The organism is Rhodoblastus sp. 17X3 (assembly GCF_030056575.1).
In the GTDB taxonomy this organism is placed as follows: domain Bacteria; phylum Pseudomonadota; class Alphaproteobacteria; order Rhizobiales; family Beijerinckiaceae; genus Rhodoblastus.
In genome coordinates this window covers 1-14,454 of record NZ_JASHHX010000010.1, presented here as the reverse complement: position 1 = coordinate 14,454, position 14,454 = coordinate 1, and the positions used below count along the sequence as shown (strand labels likewise).

The window sequence follows — 14,454 nt, the reverse complement described above, 5'->3', positions numbered from 1 at the left end:
CCCTTCGCCGCCAACTTCTTCCTGGCGGCGGCGGAGCAGGCCGGCCTTGCGCGGCGTGTGGCGCGTCTCAGGACAGTGATCTACATCAAGGGTTGATCCGGACGCGACGTTTCAGCGGTCAGGAAGTTCTCTCGAGTTCGCCGAGGTTGGGCTCTCCGCATTTCGCCAGAATCACTTGCCGCACTCTGTCGCGCAATGCGACCACGGCGGCGAAATCGGCGCCCGCCGGTTGGATCGGCTCCCCAATTTCGACGCTGAGCGACGACCGTCGCGGAAACCAGTGCTCGCCGCGCAGCATGGACCGCGTTCCGCGCAAAACTCCCGGTAGGATCGGCATGCCGGCCTCCGCCGCAACCTTGAAGGCGCCTAGATGGAACTCGGAAAGCGCTGCTCTGCGGGTAAACCCCCCTTCCGGAAAGAAGACGACGTTGTGGCCTTGTCGCGCTGCGACGGTCACGGCCTTTGCGTCGGCCAAGCTCTCGCCTATATTGTGCCGTTCAACGAAGAGGGTGCCCAGCCGGCGCGTGAACGGGCCTGCGAAGAGCTGCGCGGCCAGCTCTTTCTTGGCGACGAAGGCCGGCTCCGCAGGCAGTACGGCCGCGAGAAGGACCACATCCGTATAGCTCGAATGGTTGAAGACGAGCATCGCATTGTTTTTCGGAATGCGCTCGACGCCGATGACGGAGACAGGCGTCGCAAGCGCCCGTAGAGCGCTGCGCGCGATGGCGCGCACCGCGCTCCATCGCCATGCGAGGCGAGGCAGCGCCATGACGGCGAACCAGGCGAGTACATAGCAGACCGCAATGACGACCCACCACCAGGCCGCATAGAGGAATTCCCGGAGCATCCTGGCGGATCTTCGCATCGATGGCCATGCGCCTGCGAATGAAAGGCGCAGGATCTGAAGCCATACAGCGCGCGGGTGAGCGCCGATGCGCCCTGCCAGATAGAACTCCTTGGCGGCGATGCGTCGGATTTTGCCGCTCGACGTCTTCGGCGTCGTATGCGTTGGAGCGAGAACGATCTCATCGGCCGGCGCGCCCGCGATGGTGGCGACGACTTGCTGCGCGCGAGCCTCGAGGGCCGCGCGCGCTGAGGAATCCGTTTCGCGCGTCTCGGCCAGAACGACGACCCGTTCCGTGCCCGATGCGGGATCGGCGACGCCGAACGCTGCAACGCAGCCCTTGCGGATTCCTGCGATCCCGGCGATGGCTTCCTCGATTTCCTGCGGGAAGATATGGCGGCCGGCGCGGATGATGATGTCCTTGATGCGGCCGGTGACGTAAATGTCGCCGTTGGCCATGTAACCGTGGTCGCCGGTGTCGAGCCAGTCGCCGCGTATGAGATCGCGCGTCTTCGCCTCATTGCGAAAATAGCCCGAAGTCGCGGATGGACCGCAGAACTCGATGCGACCCTCGCATCTATCGGCGAGTTCGAGACCGAGGTCGTCGACGACGCGAATTTCATGACCGGGCAGGGGGCGGCCGCAGGCGACGATCTCCAGGGGATGGGGATCGTCCGGTAGCGCCGGCTCGGCGATTCCGCGCCGGCCGAGCGATTCGCGATCCACGCGATCGATGATCGGCGTTCGCCCGGGAGGCGGGAAAGCGAGGCCTACGGCATTTTCGGCAAGCCCATAGACGGGTGCCATGGCGCCAGGCCGAAATCCGTAATGAGAAAACGTGTCGATGAAGCGTCGCACCGTCGCGGCGCTGACAGGTTCGGCGCCGTTCGCGACCATGCGTAGCGAGCCGAGATCGAGTCCGCGCAGATCGGATTCTTCGATCTTGTCGAGACAGAGTTCAAAGCCGAAATTGGGCGAAGCCGACAAGGTGGCGCGAAAGCGGTGAATCGCCCACAGCCAGCATTGCGGCCGCGCGAGGAAGCTCATGGGCGACATGACATAAAGCGGGGCCGCAAAATAGAGACAGCCGAGCCAGGCGCCGATCAATCCCATATCGTGGTAAAGCGGTAGCCAGCTCACGAAAATATCGGCTGAGCTCGCCTCCATGGCGAGTCCCAGCGCGCGAATGTTGGCGAGGAGGTTGGCGTGGCTGAGCACGACGCCCTTGGGATCTCCCGTGCTCCCTGAGGTGTACTGAAGCAAAGCCGTCGACGCGTCGTCGCGGAGCGACGGTGGCGAGGCTTCGGCTGCATCGGCGGTCAGGCTGGCAAAGCTTTCGATCGACGTGAGGCCATCGACCAGCGATTGCAAAAAGACGCCCAGATTCTGCGCCTCAGGAACGGTCACCAGAATACAGGCACCGGCGTTGCGCAAAATGGCGGCCTGTCGGCACAAGTGATCTTCGATCTGCGAAAGCCGCATCGGCGGATAAATCGGGACGGGAACCGCCCCGGCATAGAGAATGCCGAAGAAAACGCTGAAGAACTCGATGCTGGTCGGCAGCATGATGCCGACGCGGTCGCCGACGCCGATGTCCCGTTCGATCAGACCAAAGGCTAAGCGCTTTGCCGAGGCGGCCAACTCGCCATAGGTCAAGGCGGCGAGCACGGTGACGTCGTCCTGTAACAAGGTCAGGTGCGGTCTATCCGGATGCTGCGCCACATGCCAGTCGAGGACGTCGACCAATGTTTTCGCGTCCTGCGCGGCGGAAACTTGCGGCAGGGCGGGAGGCGCAGAAGAAACCGCCGCGCCCGCGCCGGGCGGCGCTCCTTGCGCGGCCTGCTCGAGCTCGCGAAGAAGATCGCCGATCGTCTCGGCTGCAGCTACGGTGTTGACAGGCAGGCGAAGGCGAAAGGCGCGTTCGATGCGTAAGATCAGCTCCGTCCGGCCGAGACTGTCGATGCCGAGATCCTGCTCAAGTCGGCTCGACGAGGCGTAGGCGCAGGATTTCGCGCGCTGAGGGTGAAGTTCGCGGACGAGTTCGCTTACGACCGCAATAAGCGCCCTCTCGGACGATCCGCGATCGTCCGGCACCGCTTGCAGGACGTCTTTGTTGGCGCTTGGCTCCACGCCCTGAAGCTAACTCATGGATGTGAATTCTCGATGATCCTGATCAAATTTCCTCGATCTGGAACTCGCGGAGATCGCCCGCCGTCGTCGCCCCTATCTTGGCGATCGCTGGCGCGCCGACGTGAAGAACCGCGTTGCAATCGTCATCGACGATGGGATCGCCACGGGCGCGACCACAAGGGCGGCTCTGCGCGCAATCCGGATGCGCGAGCCGAAGCAACTCGTTCTCGCCGTTCCTGTCGCTGCCATGGAGACGCTGAGCGAGATGGAGGAAGATGCGGACGAGGTCGTCTGCCTCGAGGATTACGATTTTCTGGGTGCGATCGGCCTTTACTATTCCGATTTCCGCCAAATCGCCGATGAGGAAGTCATCGAGACGCTGGCGCATTTCCCATCGTCAGCCGGGGCGGGAAAAGAGAATTCCGCCCGCTGAGCATAAATTAGGTCTCGCCGCCCCTCCGTTTGACGCCGCCTGATCGGCAGTTCAAGGGCTTCCGGGATCGTCTTCCTCGAAGGCCGGCGGGCCATCGTCTTCGTCGCTCTCGACGTTCTCGATCGGGATATTTTCTTCCTCGGGTGCTTCGGTCTCGGCGTCCACGGGCTCGCTCTCGATCAGCTTCACCGGCTCGTCCAGGTTCTCGTCATACGAATGGCGGCGCTTCGGCTTTCGGGGGGGCGATTTCCGCGTGGTCGCGCAGTGCGGTTCGCACGGGCCTACTCCTTGTGAATGGCGGTTGTTTGGCGTTCCTTCCCCGGCCAAGACGCGACGAGGCGCCCGCTTTGCGCCCGGGCGACGCGGGCGCCATAGGGTGCGCTCGCCCGATCGAGGGTCGCCTGAAGCCAATCGACGTCCGCGTCGGACGGCCCCGCCAGCTGCAATCGTCGGATCGCAAGCGGAGCCATGTCCAACGCTCGAAGCGCACCGCTCTTTGTGTTCAGGTCGACGAAACACATCAGCGCAAGGTCGCCTCGATAGGCATCTTCGCCGCTGATGCCTTCGTAATCATTCAGGAAGTTGCCGCAGCCATAGAGGGCGAACCGGTAATTGAAGGCTTTCGATCGGTTTGGGATAATGAGAAGAGTGGCCGTGGACGATGGAGACGCCCACACGCTCGATCAGCGCATGTGCGAAACGTCTTTCTTCCTTTGCGACTTCGTAGCCCCAATTTGGTCCGCAATGGATCGAGGCGACGACGAGGTCGCCCGGGGCGCCAGATCCGGGCGAGTTGTTGCCCCATCGCCTTGGCGACGGCCTCGCTCAGCGATGGCAGGAGATTGACGCCGGGGGCGTCGACCTTCGCGGCCGAGTCCTCGGGGACGCCGCTGGTGGCGGCCGCTATTGAAAGGACGGGCAGACGGCCACGGCCTGGGATGTCCAGCACGGCGGGCGTCATGGCCTCGGACAAATTGCGGCCGGCTCCCAGGGTCTTGACGCCCATGCGGCCCAAGGCGCCAAGGGTGTCGAGGAGCCCGGCCGCGCCCCCAGTCGAGCACGTGGTTGTTTGCGAAAGCGCAGCAATCGATCGCTGCCCGCTTCAGACAAGCAGCGTTCTCGGGCCCGTGCGGCAGTTGACGCCTTTCGGCAGATAATCATCACTGCAGGTGATGCTCGTTTTGAGATTGACGTTGCAGGCGTGGGGCTGCGCGCGATCCCATTCGCCCATCGCCGCCCCCCCGATGTAGTCGGAACCCACGGGCCGAGGGATCGGGCCGTGCTCATCCTCGGCGAGTATGACGTAACCCCAGGAGGAGTCCATAAAGGCTTCATGCAAGCGAGGCGGGCACGGATAGGGCGGGATCTGGTCGACACCCCGTCCCGTCACACGTCGCCGCAAAGAAAGACCTTCATGGTCGGCCCCCCCCCCCCCGAAACGCTGGCGGTCAGGACGGCCAGAGGACGTGAAGCGGTTTTGGCGTTGCGGCGATCGCATCCTCGATCTCGCTGGGCGGATTGCGCGCCGCCAGAAGCGCGAAAACCGCGTGCGCCGGTTTTTCCGCATCAATTCCCGGATCACGGTTTACGGATTCATGGATACGGTCGCAGACGGTAGCGACGCTCTGCGCCGCTGGATGAGCGCCGGCATCCGAGCAACGGCCTCGCGCGGTTTGCAGGCCCAGCGCTTTAATCTCGGCCCGCCGGCGTCGCCGCGCGATGCGATGGATCCATGCCAATTCTGAAATTGCGCTAAGACCGACTGTTCGGGACGATTGACGTCCCGTCAAAGCCTTCGGCGGTGAGCTGACATTGCCGTGAAGAGCTGACCTCGTCTCGCCGGATTTTCAGCTCAACGGCCCCAGCGCAGACTCAACGGGCAGGTGGGCGATCCGCTGCGCCTTCGCGACCGGTGCGGAGGTCACCTTTCCTCGAAAAATCTGGAGCCCGGCGCGCAGATGCTCGTCCTCGCGCAGAGCCCGACGCCAGCCCTTGTCCGCGATCGCTTGGACGAAGGGCAGCGTGGCGTTGTTCAGCGCAAAGGTTGAGGTGCGGGGGACCGCGCCCGGCATGTTGGTTACGCAATAATGGATGATCCCTTCGCGGACATAGACGGGATCCGAGTGCGACGTGGGACGCGAGCTTTCGCAGCAGCCGCCCTGGTCGATGGCGACATCCACGATCACGGCGCCCGGCTTCATCGTCGGCACCATGTCCATGCTTACGATGGTCGGCGTCCGCGCCCCCGCCAGGAGGACGGCGCCGATCAGAAGATCGGCTCGCTTCACGATTTCCCGGATCACCGTTTCGGTGGAAAAGACCGTCCGTACGGCGCCGCCGAATTTGGAATCCAGCCTGCGAAGCGCTTCCGGGTTGCGATCTGCGACGACGACATTGGCTCCCATCCCGAGCGCAATGGCCGCCGCATGGCTTCCAACCACGCCCGCTCCCAGAATGACGACCTCCGCTGCGGGGACGCCGGGAACGCCCGCGAGAAGAACCCCGCGGCCTCCTGTCTGCTTTTCAAGAAAATGCGCGCCGATCTGGGGAGCAAGCCGTCCAGCGACTTCGGACATCGGCGTCAGGAGCGGAAGTCCGCCGCTTGGCGAGGTCACGGTTTCATAGGCGATGCAAATGGCTCCGCTGCCAACGAGATCGTGGGTCAACTCCGGATCGGGAGCGAGGTGCAAATAGGTGAAAAGGATTTGATCTGGTCTGAGTTTCCACCTCTCGACAGGGAGAGGCTCCTTGACCTTGACAATGAGTTCGGCGTTTTCAAATATTGCGTCCGGCCCATCGACGATGGCGGCGCCTGCCGCCTCATAGGCGCTGTCGGTGAAGCCGGCGCCGAGTCCCGCGCCTCGTTCCACCACTAGTTCGTGCCCGCTCCGGATGAGTTCGGAGACCGACGACGGCGTGAGCCCCACGCGATATTCATTGTCCTTGGTCTCCTTTGGCACGCCGATCCGCATGTCGCTTCTCTCCAAAACAAACCATCGGCTCGCGCTCGCCGGCAAGCCGTTCGACGTTCCCGGTTCCCTCAAAGCATGAAGCAAAGCCGAGCGCCGGGGAAGCGTTGCTCGTCATCATGGCTCTCGGATCCAAGTCGCCGGCGCGGTAGCGTCGAAAGCTTCGAGGGTTTGTTATTAAACGCCGATCCCGTATGATTTTTTCAAGGTCTTTCGACCACGGTGCGTTTCGGCGCTGTATTGCGCTCAGCCTCGCACAAAAAAGCATTTGGACGAAACGGATCGCTCAGGGCCGAGGCGCTTCGCGCCGGCCAGCTTTATCGCCATTCCAACCTTTCGCGGCTTGCCTTTTCCACGACGGATGAACTCGAAACGGTCGATGGGTTCGCGCGGCAGCATCCAAGCGCGGCGCGCAAATTGACGAACGTCATTGCTTTCTGATCGCTCCGCGCAGATCATGGCTTATAAAATGATGGTGGACCTCGATGCACGGGCGGCGAATACGCAAGCCTCCGGGGGAATGCCAGGATGCCAATCTCGTTGACTACGAGGAAGGCGTTCACAAGTTTTCTTGGGCCGAGGCGCACGCGCTGCTCGATGGGCTTCCGGGCGGCGGTCTGAACATCACGCATGAGGCCATCGACCGGCATATCGCCGGCGGCCGCGGCGAGCGCCGCGCCTTGCGCTGGATCGGGCGCGACGATCAGTTCCGGGACTGGACCTATGCCGCGCTTGGCGCCGCCGCAAACCGGTTCGCCTATGTTTTGGCCAGTCGGGGCGTATCAAAGGGCGATCATGTCTTCACGCTGCTTGGACGCGCGCCGGAGCTCTATGCGGTTTTACTGGGGACGCTCAAAAGCGGAGGTGTTTTCTCGCCGCTGTTTTCCGCCTTCGGGCCGGAGCCGATCAAGGCCCGCATGACCATTGGAGAGGCACGCGTTCTTGTCACGTCCGAGGCCTTCTATCGCCGCAAGGTTGAGCCTTGGCGCAAGGAGCTCGCGGCGCTGGAGCATGTTTTCCTGACCGAATGTTCCGGCAGTCCCCCGGAGGGAACGATCGACCTGGCTGCGGCCATGGAGTCGAGCCCGGCGATGTTCGAAACGGTCTGGACGGCGCCAGAGGACATCGCGCTGGTGCATTTCACCAGCGGCACGACAGGCCGGCCCAAGGGCGCCGTCCATGTTCATGAGGCGGTCGTGTCCCACCATGTCACCGGCCGACTCGCCCTCGACCTGAAGCCGGACGACACCTTCTGGTGTACGGCGGACCCCGGCTGGGTGACGGGCGTCTCCTATGGCGTCATTTCACCGCTCACCAATGGATGCTCCCTGATCGTCGATCAGGCGGAGTTCGACGTGGAGCGCTGGTATCGCATCCTCGAGAGGGAGAGGGTGACCGTGTGGTACACGGCCCCGACGGCAATCCGCATGTTGATGAAGGCGGGAGTCGAGATCGCACGACGGTTCGACCTGTCGCGTCTGCGCCTTATCGCGAGCGTCGGCGAGCCTCTCAACCCCGAGGCCGTCGCCTGGGGCGTCGAGGCCTTCGGCAAGCCGATCCACGACAATTGGTGGCAAACCGAGACCGGCGGCATCATGATCTCCAATTTCCGTTCGATGGACGTCAAGCCGGGATCGATGGGCCGCCCGCTGCCCGGCGTCGCGGCCGGAATCGTCGAGCGCCACGGAGACGGTTCCGTGCGCGAAATTGAAACGCCGATGACCAAGGGTGAACTGGCCTTGCGTCCGGGCTGGCCCTCCATGATGCGCGGCTATCTCCACGAGGAGGAGCGCTACCGGAAATGCTTTGCCGGCGGCTGGTACCTCACTGGCGATCTCGCAATGCGGGATGACGAAGGCTATTACTGGTTCGTCGGGCGGGCGGACGACGTCATCAAGAGCGCGGGCCATCTCATCGGTCCCTTCGAGGTCGAGAGCGCGCTCATGGAGCATCCGGCGGTCGCCGAGGCAGGCGTGATCGGCGTGCCCGAGCCGACGATGGGCGAAGTCGTGAAAGCCTTCGTGGCCTTGAGGAACGGCTTCGAGCCGAGCGAGGCGCTGCGCAAGGAATTGCTGGGCCATGCGCGCCAGCGCCTTGGGCCGGCCGTTGCCCCGAAGGACATCGCGTTCCGCCAAAACCTGCCCAAGACGCGAAGTGGCAAGATCATGCGCCGCCTGCTCAAGGCGCGCGAATTGGGCTTGCCGGAAGGCGATCTTTCGACGCTAGAAAGCGAGGAACGATGACCGAGACGAAGGACAAGCCGCACCTGACGCGCGCGCATGCGTTGGATCTGCTTGGGCAGATGGTCCGCATCCGGCGCTTCGAGGATAAATGCGCGGAGCTTTACACGCAGGAAAAAATCCGCGGCTTCCTGCATCTTTACGACGGTGAGGAGGCCATCGCCGTCGGCGTCATTTCCGTGCTGGAGGAGCGCGACCGCGTCGTTTCGACCTATCGCGAGCACGGCCACGCATTGGTGCGTGGGGTGCCGATGGGCGCAGCGCTTGCGGAAATGTATGGCAAGCAGGAAGGCTGTTGCCTGGGACGCGGCGGCTCGATGCACCTGTTCGACAGCGCCAGGAATTTTTACGGCGGCAATGCCATTGTAGGCGGCGGCCTGCCGCTCGCGGTGGGGCTCGGCCTCGCGGACCACATGCGACGCGAAAGCAATGTCACCGCCTGTTTTTTCGGCGACGGGGCGGTCGCCGAGGGCGAATTTCACGAGAGCCTCAATCTCGCCGCGCTGTGGTCTCTACCGATCCTGTTCGTCTGCGAGAACAATCTCTATGCGATGGGCACCGCGCTGGCGCTCACGGAATCGGAAACGGACATTCAGCGCAAGTCGACCTGTTATCGCATTCAATCCGAAGCGCTGGATGGGATGGACGTCGTCGCCGTCGAAGCGGCGGCCCGACGCGCCGTGCGCGCGGTGCGCGAAACAGGAAAGCCCTATTTTCTTGAATGCCGAACCTACCGGCTGCGGGCTCATTCCATGTTCGACGCGCAGCTCTATCGCGACAAGGCCGAAGTCGAGTCCTGGCGGCATAGGGAGCCGATTTTGCGTTTCAGCGAATGGCTGCAATCCAATAACATTGTCCACCCCGAAGACATCGCACGCATCGAGAGCGCGGTCGCTGCCGAAATCGAACAGGCGGTCGCCTTTGCCGAGGCGGGACAATGGGAGCCGGTCGAGAATCTGAAGCGTTTCGTCTGCGCGGAGGTGGGGCATGAACCTGGCACCTGACGCTCTCAAGGCCCCGGCTGGTGGCGGTGGCCTCATCGAGACGACCTATCGCGAGGCCGTGCGGGAGGCGATCCGCGAGGCCATGCTCCGGGACGAGCGCGTCTTCATGATGGGCGAGGATGTCGGCCGTTACGGAGGCTGCTACGCCGTCAGCAAAGGCCTTTTGGCCGAATTCGGTCCAGACCGCATCCGCGATACGCCGCTTTCGGAATCGGGCTTCACCGGCGCCGGAATAGGCGCGGCCATGGCGGGCCTGCGGCCGATCGTCGAATTGATGACGGTCAATTTCAGCCTGCTCGCCCTCGATCAGATCCTCAACACGGCGGCGACCATCCGCCACATGTCGGGCAACCAGTTCGGCGTTCCGCTGGTGATCCGCATGGCCACCGGCGCCGGCCGGCAGCTCGCGGCCCAGCATTCGCACAGCCTTGAAGGGTGGTATGCGCATATTCCGGGCATCAAGGTTCTGGCGCCCGCGACGCTTGAAGACGCGCGCGGCATGCTCTGGACGGCGTTGCTCGATCCCGATCCCGTGCTGATTTTCGAAAATGTCATGCTGTACAACATGACGGGACAACTCTCTGCGGCGGCGGGCGCCGTTGACATAGACAAGGCGGCGGTGCGGCGCGCCGGCGAGGATATTACCCTCATTACCTATGGCGGATCTTTGTGGAAGACGCTCGCCGCCGCCACAGCGCTGGAGAGCGAGAACATTCGCGCCGAAGTCATCGACCTGCGCAGCCTTAGGCCGCTCGACGACGACACGATCTTGCGGTCGGTGCGCAAGACGCGCCGCGCGTTGATTGTCGATGAAGGCTGGCGCTCGGGTAGCCTTGCGGCGGAGATCTGCGCAAGGATCGTCGAGGGAGCCTTTTTCGAACTGGACGCTCCGGTTCGCCGCGTCTGCAGCGAGGAAGTCCCCATTCCCTACGCCCGGCATCTCGAAGAGGCGGCGATCCCGCAGACGTCGAAGATCGTTGCGGCGGTAAAAACTGTTTTCGGCAGGTCGTAATGAGCGCCGACGTCGTCGATTTCCGGATGCCGTCGCTCGGCGCCGACATGGAGGCTGGAACGCTTGTCGAGTGGCTGGTGAAACCCGCCGACAAGGTCAAGCGCGGCGACATTGTCGCTGTTGTCGAAACGCAGAAGGGCGCCATTGAAGTTGAAGTTTTCGAAGCCGGCGAGGTAGCGGAAATCCTGGTAGAGCCGGGAGCGCGTGTTCCAGTGGGAACGCCGCTGGCGCGCATTCGTACGTCCACTATGGCCGAGGCCGCGGGCGAAAGGCCGCGCGCGTCGCCCGAAATTGTCGCCGCACCGCCGGGCGCGTTATCCCGGCCGCAGTCGCTATCGGCTGCGCCGGCGGGCGTTCCCCGTCGTGAAGGCGGCCGCGTGCTTGCGTCGCCAGCCGCGCGGGAACTCGCGCGTTCCGTCGGCGTAGATCTTGCCGCGGTCGTCGGCAGCGGTCCCGACGGCGCGATCGTCCGCGAGGATGTCTTGCGAAGCCGCGCCACGAGCGAAGTGAAGAAACCGCTCGGCCTTGACCTCGGCGTCATGCGCGAGGCGATCGCGGCCGCCATGGCGCGATCCAAACGGGAAATTCCGCACTATTACTTGCAGCACCAATTCGACGTCACCGCGATTGAAACCTGGCTCGCGCGCACGAATGGCGACCGTCCGCCCGCCGAACGTCTGTTGTTCGCCGCCTTGGCGATCAAGGCGGTCGCGCTCGCCGTGAAACGATTTCCGCAATTCAACGGCTTCTGGCGGGAGGGACGGTTCGAGCCTTCCGCCGCCATCCACGTCGGGACCGCGATCGCCATTCGCGGCGGCGGATTGGCGGCCCCTGCGCTTCACGACGTCGATCGGCTTTCCCTCGACGAGCTGATGGCCCGATTGCGCGACCTCGTGCAGCGGATGCGGGCCGGGCGGATCCGCAGCTCTGAAATCGCCTATGCGACTATCACCGTATCGAGCCTCGGCGAGCGAGGCGTCGAGGCCTTGTTCGGGATCATCTATCCTCCACAGGTCGCATTGGTCGGGTTCGGGACGATTTTGCGGAGGCCGTGGCTGGTCGGGGAGGATGTCCAGGCGCGATCCGTCCTCACTGTCACGCTGGCGGCCGATCACCGCGTCAGCGACGGCCATGCTGGCGCTTTGTTTCTCGCGGAGATCGGCAAACTTCTGCAGGAGCCCGAAAGCTTATGAACGATACTGAAATTCGCACGATCTTTCTGGAGGAAATCGGAAATATTGCGCCTGAATCGGACTCTCGGAAACTCGACCCTGCCGCTGATTTGCGCGAGGCCCTCGATCTCGATTCAATGGATTTTCTCAATCTCATGACGGCCATTCACCGTCGCGTCGGCGTCAATATTCCGGAGCTCGATTATCCCGAACTCTTCACTCTCGACGGTGCCATACGTTATCTCGCGAACCAGTTGAAGTAGTCGCGACTCACTCTGTCCGATCGAAGACTCGGCTCCGGCGCACGCGCTGCGTCCTGATTTTTCGCAAGATCCCTCATGACGCGGCCCAATCGATCCCGATCACAATATCCCGTCGCCTTGCTCGAACGGCGCTTCTGAAAATTCCAGATTGTCGCGCAGCCATGATGTCAGGGGCGCGAAGGCGAAATTTCCCGACCGGTACAAGTCCAGCACGAAATCCTCGGTCTCGCCCGCGCCCGCCGTCAGCCGCGCGCCATTGATGACGACAAAGGTGTACATGACGGCGAAGGCGGTGCGCTTGTTGCCGTCGATGAAGGGATGGTTTTGCGACAGGCTCTCCCAGAGCGCCGCGGCCTGCTCGACCAGATCGGCGTAATAGCCGGTTTGCGGACGGAACAGAGCGGCTTCCAGCAGGCCGGGATCGCGCAGGCCCGGCGCGCCGCCATAACGCGCAATCTGATCGTCATGAATCGCCAGGACTTCGAGAACGGTCAAGAAGTCCGTCATTCGGCGAGTTTCTTGTACAGCGGCGCAAATTTGTCATGGCTGGCCTGATAGGCCGCCATGACATGGGCGCGCGGATGCGCCTGCCTTCTCTTCTCGATCAGGTCGGACAGAGCTTCGTTCACCAGGGTCTGAATCTGGCGGCCTTCGCTGCGGGCGATCTCGCGCACGGAGCGAAGGATTTCGGAATCAACCTGCGTGGCGAATTTCTCGTGGTTTTGAGCGGCCATGGCGATATCCTTTGATTGCGCATGCTATCATGAAATATCATGATTCATCAAGAAATGGCGCGCTCCGGCGCGCCCCGGCTGGCTGGTGCGGTTCACGCAACCAAAGCCTCGGTCAAATCGTCCAGCATGTTCGGCAGCCTGTCGCCGAACAGCGTGCGGGCCTTGAGAATCCCGCCCTTGGCGGCGAATTCCGGCGCGTCTATCAGGTCCCGGGTCGTAATTTCGACATTGACGGCGAGATGATCGCGAATGGCGGCGAGCCAGGCCCTTTGCTCGTCCGAATAGGCCCGGCCGGCCTTTTCCGCGCGGCAGAGCCAGAGATTGAAGCGGCCGGCGGCCAGTGACGACAACGGCTCCAGCGTCTCCGACTGCCGCAGGGCGTAGCGCACCAGCATGCCGATGTCAGCCAGGGTTCCGGCCGTATTGGCGCGCACCTTGTCGCTGGCGAGACGCTTGTAGGCGCGCCAGAGGTCGACCGGCTCCAGCAGCCACGGCGGGCGCTTGAGGGCGTCGCGCAGGTCCTCGACCGCCGCATGGGTCGGATGGCGGCCGGCGTAAGGCCGGGAATAGAGGATTTGCAGCGCGACGAGCACATCACGGCGCTCATCGAGGAAGCGCTGGAATTTGGCGACGGCGTCCTGCGCCTTTTTCTCATCCCAGCCGGAGGAGACCACCGCGTCGGTCGAAATGGTGTCGATGCGGATGTCGGCGGCGGCCTTGATGTCCTTGAGCAGCCGCCGCAGGGCCGGATCGTCGAAGGCTCTGGCGGCTTCGTCCTTGAGGGTCTCGCGCGCGGCGTCCCTGTCCTTGTCCGGCGCCTCGGGCGGGATGCGGGCGGCAAGGGCGTCGGGATCTACGGCGTCGAGCAGTCTTGCGGCGAGGCCCGGCAGATCGACGCCGCCGGTCGCCTTGACGATGGCGGCGCGGTCATCCACCTCATCCCGCGGCGAGACGGGGATATGAATGATCCGCGGGGAGGGGTGTGCGGTGTAATCCCCGAAAGGCAGAAGTATTGAAATCTATCTTTACGAATAGGCGGCGCAATGCTTAAGCTATATTTAGGTAGTGTAATTTAAGGAGTCTTTACTTTTACTGTATGATTCAGGTATGCTTGCGAATATAATATATATATTGTGTTTTAAACTTAAGTTTATTCCACAGTTTTTTTTGCGATATGCTCTTAAGTATGTGACTCTGAGTCCGCCTTTTCGGGTTCACGCACGGCAAAGTTATTTGACTGCTGTCCAACATGCGTATCAACTTCGTAGTTGTGGGCTTTGGTCCCCCGCGTCCAAGTGCTGCTAGTCGACAAGGCGAGTATTCCGCCTCAGGGCTCTCTAGACAGTAGTCACCCGAACTGGACGGAACCATATACGCCGATCAACGAGCGCCCCCCGGGGGGCAGCGAGAGGTGTGGGGCTTTCCAAACGCGATAATGAAGAGGTCCCCCCTAAAAGGTCTCGACCTCCTTCTTCATAAGAGCATTCCCGGGAGGGCGCCATGACTACTACGGTTTCTGTCGCGACGTTCTTGACGGATCAAGCAAGCCTCGATGCCTTGCCTGGTGGTTTCAGCATTTCCGATACCGCAGCAAATGTGGCCGCGAGTATTGATGCGCTGAACGGCGATAATAACATCACATCAATCAACCTT

At 62.8% G+C, this 14,454-nt stretch carries 15 protein-coding genes and 1 pseudogene; 6 read left to right on the top strand and 10 right to left on the bottom strand.

The features are described 5' to 3' along the window. Positions 1-118: 118 nt before the first annotated feature. The gene (locus QM467_RS10925) at positions 119-2,938 is read right to left on the bottom strand and encodes an AMP-binding protein (protein ID WP_283366354.1); all 2,820 of its coding nucleotides are present in this window, start codon (positions 2,936-2,938) and stop codon (positions 119-121) included. Between the two features lie 157 nt (positions 2,939-3,095). On the opposite strand from QM467_RS10925, the gene QM467_RS10920 reads away from it, so the two are divergent. Beyond that, a complete protein-coding gene (locus QM467_RS10920) occupies positions 3,096-3,407 on the top strand; it encodes a phosphoribosyltransferase family protein (RefSeq protein ID WP_283366353.1) in 312 nt (103 codons plus the stop codon). A 51-nt stretch (positions 3,408-3,458) separates the two neighbouring features. Here QM467_RS10920 and QM467_RS10915 read toward each other — a convergent pair whose 3' ends face one another. The 6 genes and pseudogenes from QM467_RS10915 to ald form a co-directional block, all read right to left on the bottom strand. Then, a complete protein-coding gene (locus QM467_RS10915; protein WP_283366352.1) occupies positions 3,459-3,596 on the bottom strand; it encodes a hypothetical protein in 138 nt (45 codons plus the stop codon). A 381-nt stretch (positions 3,597-3,977) separates the two neighbouring features. After that, the gene (locus tag QM467_RS10910; protein WP_283366461.1) at positions 3,978-4,157 is read right to left on the bottom strand and encodes a CapA family protein; all 180 of its coding nucleotides are present in this window, start codon (positions 4,155-4,157) and stop codon (positions 3,978-3,980) included. A gap of 127 nt (positions 4,158-4,284) precedes the next feature. Next, a pseudogene (locus QM467_RS10905) lies at positions 4,285-4,413 on the bottom strand (CapA family protein); the annotation flags it as partial. Between the two features lie 96 nt (positions 4,414-4,509). Then, on the bottom strand, positions 4,510-4,731 hold the full coding sequence (locus tag QM467_RS10900; RefSeq protein WP_283366351.1) for a hypothetical protein: 222 nt from the start codon (positions 4,729-4,731) through the stop codon (positions 4,510-4,512). 124 nt (positions 4,732-4,855) lie between these two features. Next, a complete protein-coding gene (locus QM467_RS10895; protein ID WP_283366350.1) occupies positions 4,856-5,146 on the bottom strand; it encodes a hypothetical protein in 291 nt (96 codons plus the stop codon). A gap of 108 nt (positions 5,147-5,254) precedes the next feature. After that, positions 5,255-6,379, bottom strand: coding sequence for an alanine dehydrogenase (gene ald / locus QM467_RS10890; RefSeq protein WP_283366349.1), 1,125 nt, complete (start codon positions 6,377-6,379; stop codon positions 5,255-5,257). 482 nt (positions 6,380-6,861) lie between these two features. Between ald and acsA the strand changes: the two genes are divergently transcribed. Genes acsA through QM467_RS10865 form a run of 5 tightly spaced genes read left to right on the top strand, consistent with a single transcriptional unit; the run spans position 6,862 to position 12,067 of the window. Beyond that, positions 6,862-8,619, top strand: coding sequence for an acetate--CoA ligase (gene acsA, locus QM467_RS10885; protein ID WP_283366348.1), 1,758 nt, complete (start codon positions 6,862-6,864; stop codon positions 8,617-8,619). Beyond that, entirely contained in the window at positions 8,616-9,620 is a 1,005-nt protein-coding gene (pdhA, locus tag QM467_RS10880) for a pyruvate dehydrogenase (acetyl-transferring) E1 component subunit alpha (RefSeq protein WP_283366347.1), read from the top strand. Before acsA ends, pdhA begins: the two co-directional genes overlap by 4 nt. Then, a complete protein-coding gene (locus tag QM467_RS10875) occupies positions 9,604-10,632 on the top strand; it encodes an alpha-ketoacid dehydrogenase subunit beta (protein ID WP_283366346.1) in 1,029 nt (342 codons plus the stop codon). Before pdhA ends, QM467_RS10875 begins: the two co-directional genes overlap by 17 nt. After that, positions 10,632-11,825, top strand: a complete 1,194-nt coding sequence (locus tag QM467_RS10870; RefSeq protein WP_283366345.1) for a dihydrolipoamide acetyltransferase family protein — start codon at positions 10,632-10,634, stop codon at positions 11,823-11,825. The genes QM467_RS10875 and QM467_RS10870 overlap by 1 nt, the downstream gene beginning before the upstream one ends. Then, entirely contained in the window at positions 11,822-12,067 is a 246-nt protein-coding gene (locus tag QM467_RS10865) for an acyl carrier protein (RefSeq protein WP_283366344.1), read from the top strand. Before QM467_RS10870 ends, QM467_RS10865 begins: the two co-directional genes overlap by 4 nt. A gap of 99 nt (positions 12,068-12,166) precedes the next feature. On the opposite strand, the gene QM467_RS10860 is transcribed toward QM467_RS10865, so the two are convergent. From QM467_RS10860 to QM467_RS10850, 3 genes are all read right to left on the bottom strand, one after another. After that, positions 12,167-12,574 carry a type II toxin-antitoxin system death-on-curing family toxin gene (locus tag QM467_RS10860; RefSeq protein WP_283366343.1) on the bottom strand — a complete coding sequence of 136 codons (408 nt, stop codon included), beginning with the start codon at positions 12,572-12,574 and terminating at the stop codon, positions 12,167-12,169. Then, entirely contained in the window at positions 12,571-12,801 is a 231-nt protein-coding gene (locus QM467_RS10855; RefSeq protein WP_283366342.1) for a hypothetical protein, read from the bottom strand. Before QM467_RS10855 ends, QM467_RS10860 begins: the two co-directional genes overlap by 4 nt. A gap of 92 nt (positions 12,802-12,893) precedes the next feature. Continuing rightward, positions 12,894-13,736, bottom strand: a complete 843-nt coding sequence (locus QM467_RS10850; protein WP_283366341.1) for a type I restriction-modification enzyme R subunit C-terminal domain-containing protein — start codon at positions 13,734-13,736, stop codon at positions 12,894-12,896. Positions 13,737-14,454 lie beyond the last annotated feature (718 nt).

Coding starts and splice junctions, on each gene's coding strand:
- QM467_RS10900 (WP_283366351.1), bottom strand. CDS start 4,731: ATGGACTCCTCCTGGGGTTACGTCATACTCGCCGAGGATGAGCACGGC.
- ald (WP_283366349.1), bottom strand. CDS start 6,379: ATGCGGATCGGCGTGCCAAAGGAGACCAAGGACAATGAATATCGCGTG.
- acsA (WP_283366348.1), top strand. CDS start 6,862: ATGCACGGGCGGCGAATACGCAAGCCTCCGGGGGAATGCCAGGATGCC.
- pdhA (WP_283366347.1), top strand. CDS start 8,616: ATGACCGAGACGAAGGACAAGCCGCACCTGACGCGCGCGCATGCGTTG.
- QM467_RS10875 (WP_283366346.1), top strand. CDS start 9,604: ATGAACCTGGCACCTGACGCTCTCAAGGCCCCGGCTGGTGGCGGTGGC.
- QM467_RS10870 (WP_283366345.1), top strand. CDS start 10,632: ATGAGCGCCGACGTCGTCGATTTCCGGATGCCGTCGCTCGGCGCCGAC.
- QM467_RS10865 (WP_283366344.1), top strand. CDS start 11,822: ATGAACGATACTGAAATTCGCACGATCTTTCTGGAGGAAATCGGAAAT.
- QM467_RS10860 (WP_283366343.1), bottom strand. CDS start 12,574: ATGACGGACTTCTTGACCGTTCTCGAAGTCCTGGCGATTCATGACGAT.
- QM467_RS10855 (WP_283366342.1), bottom strand. CDS start 12,801: ATGGCCGCTCAAAACCACGAGAAATTCGCCACGCAGGTTGATTCCGAA.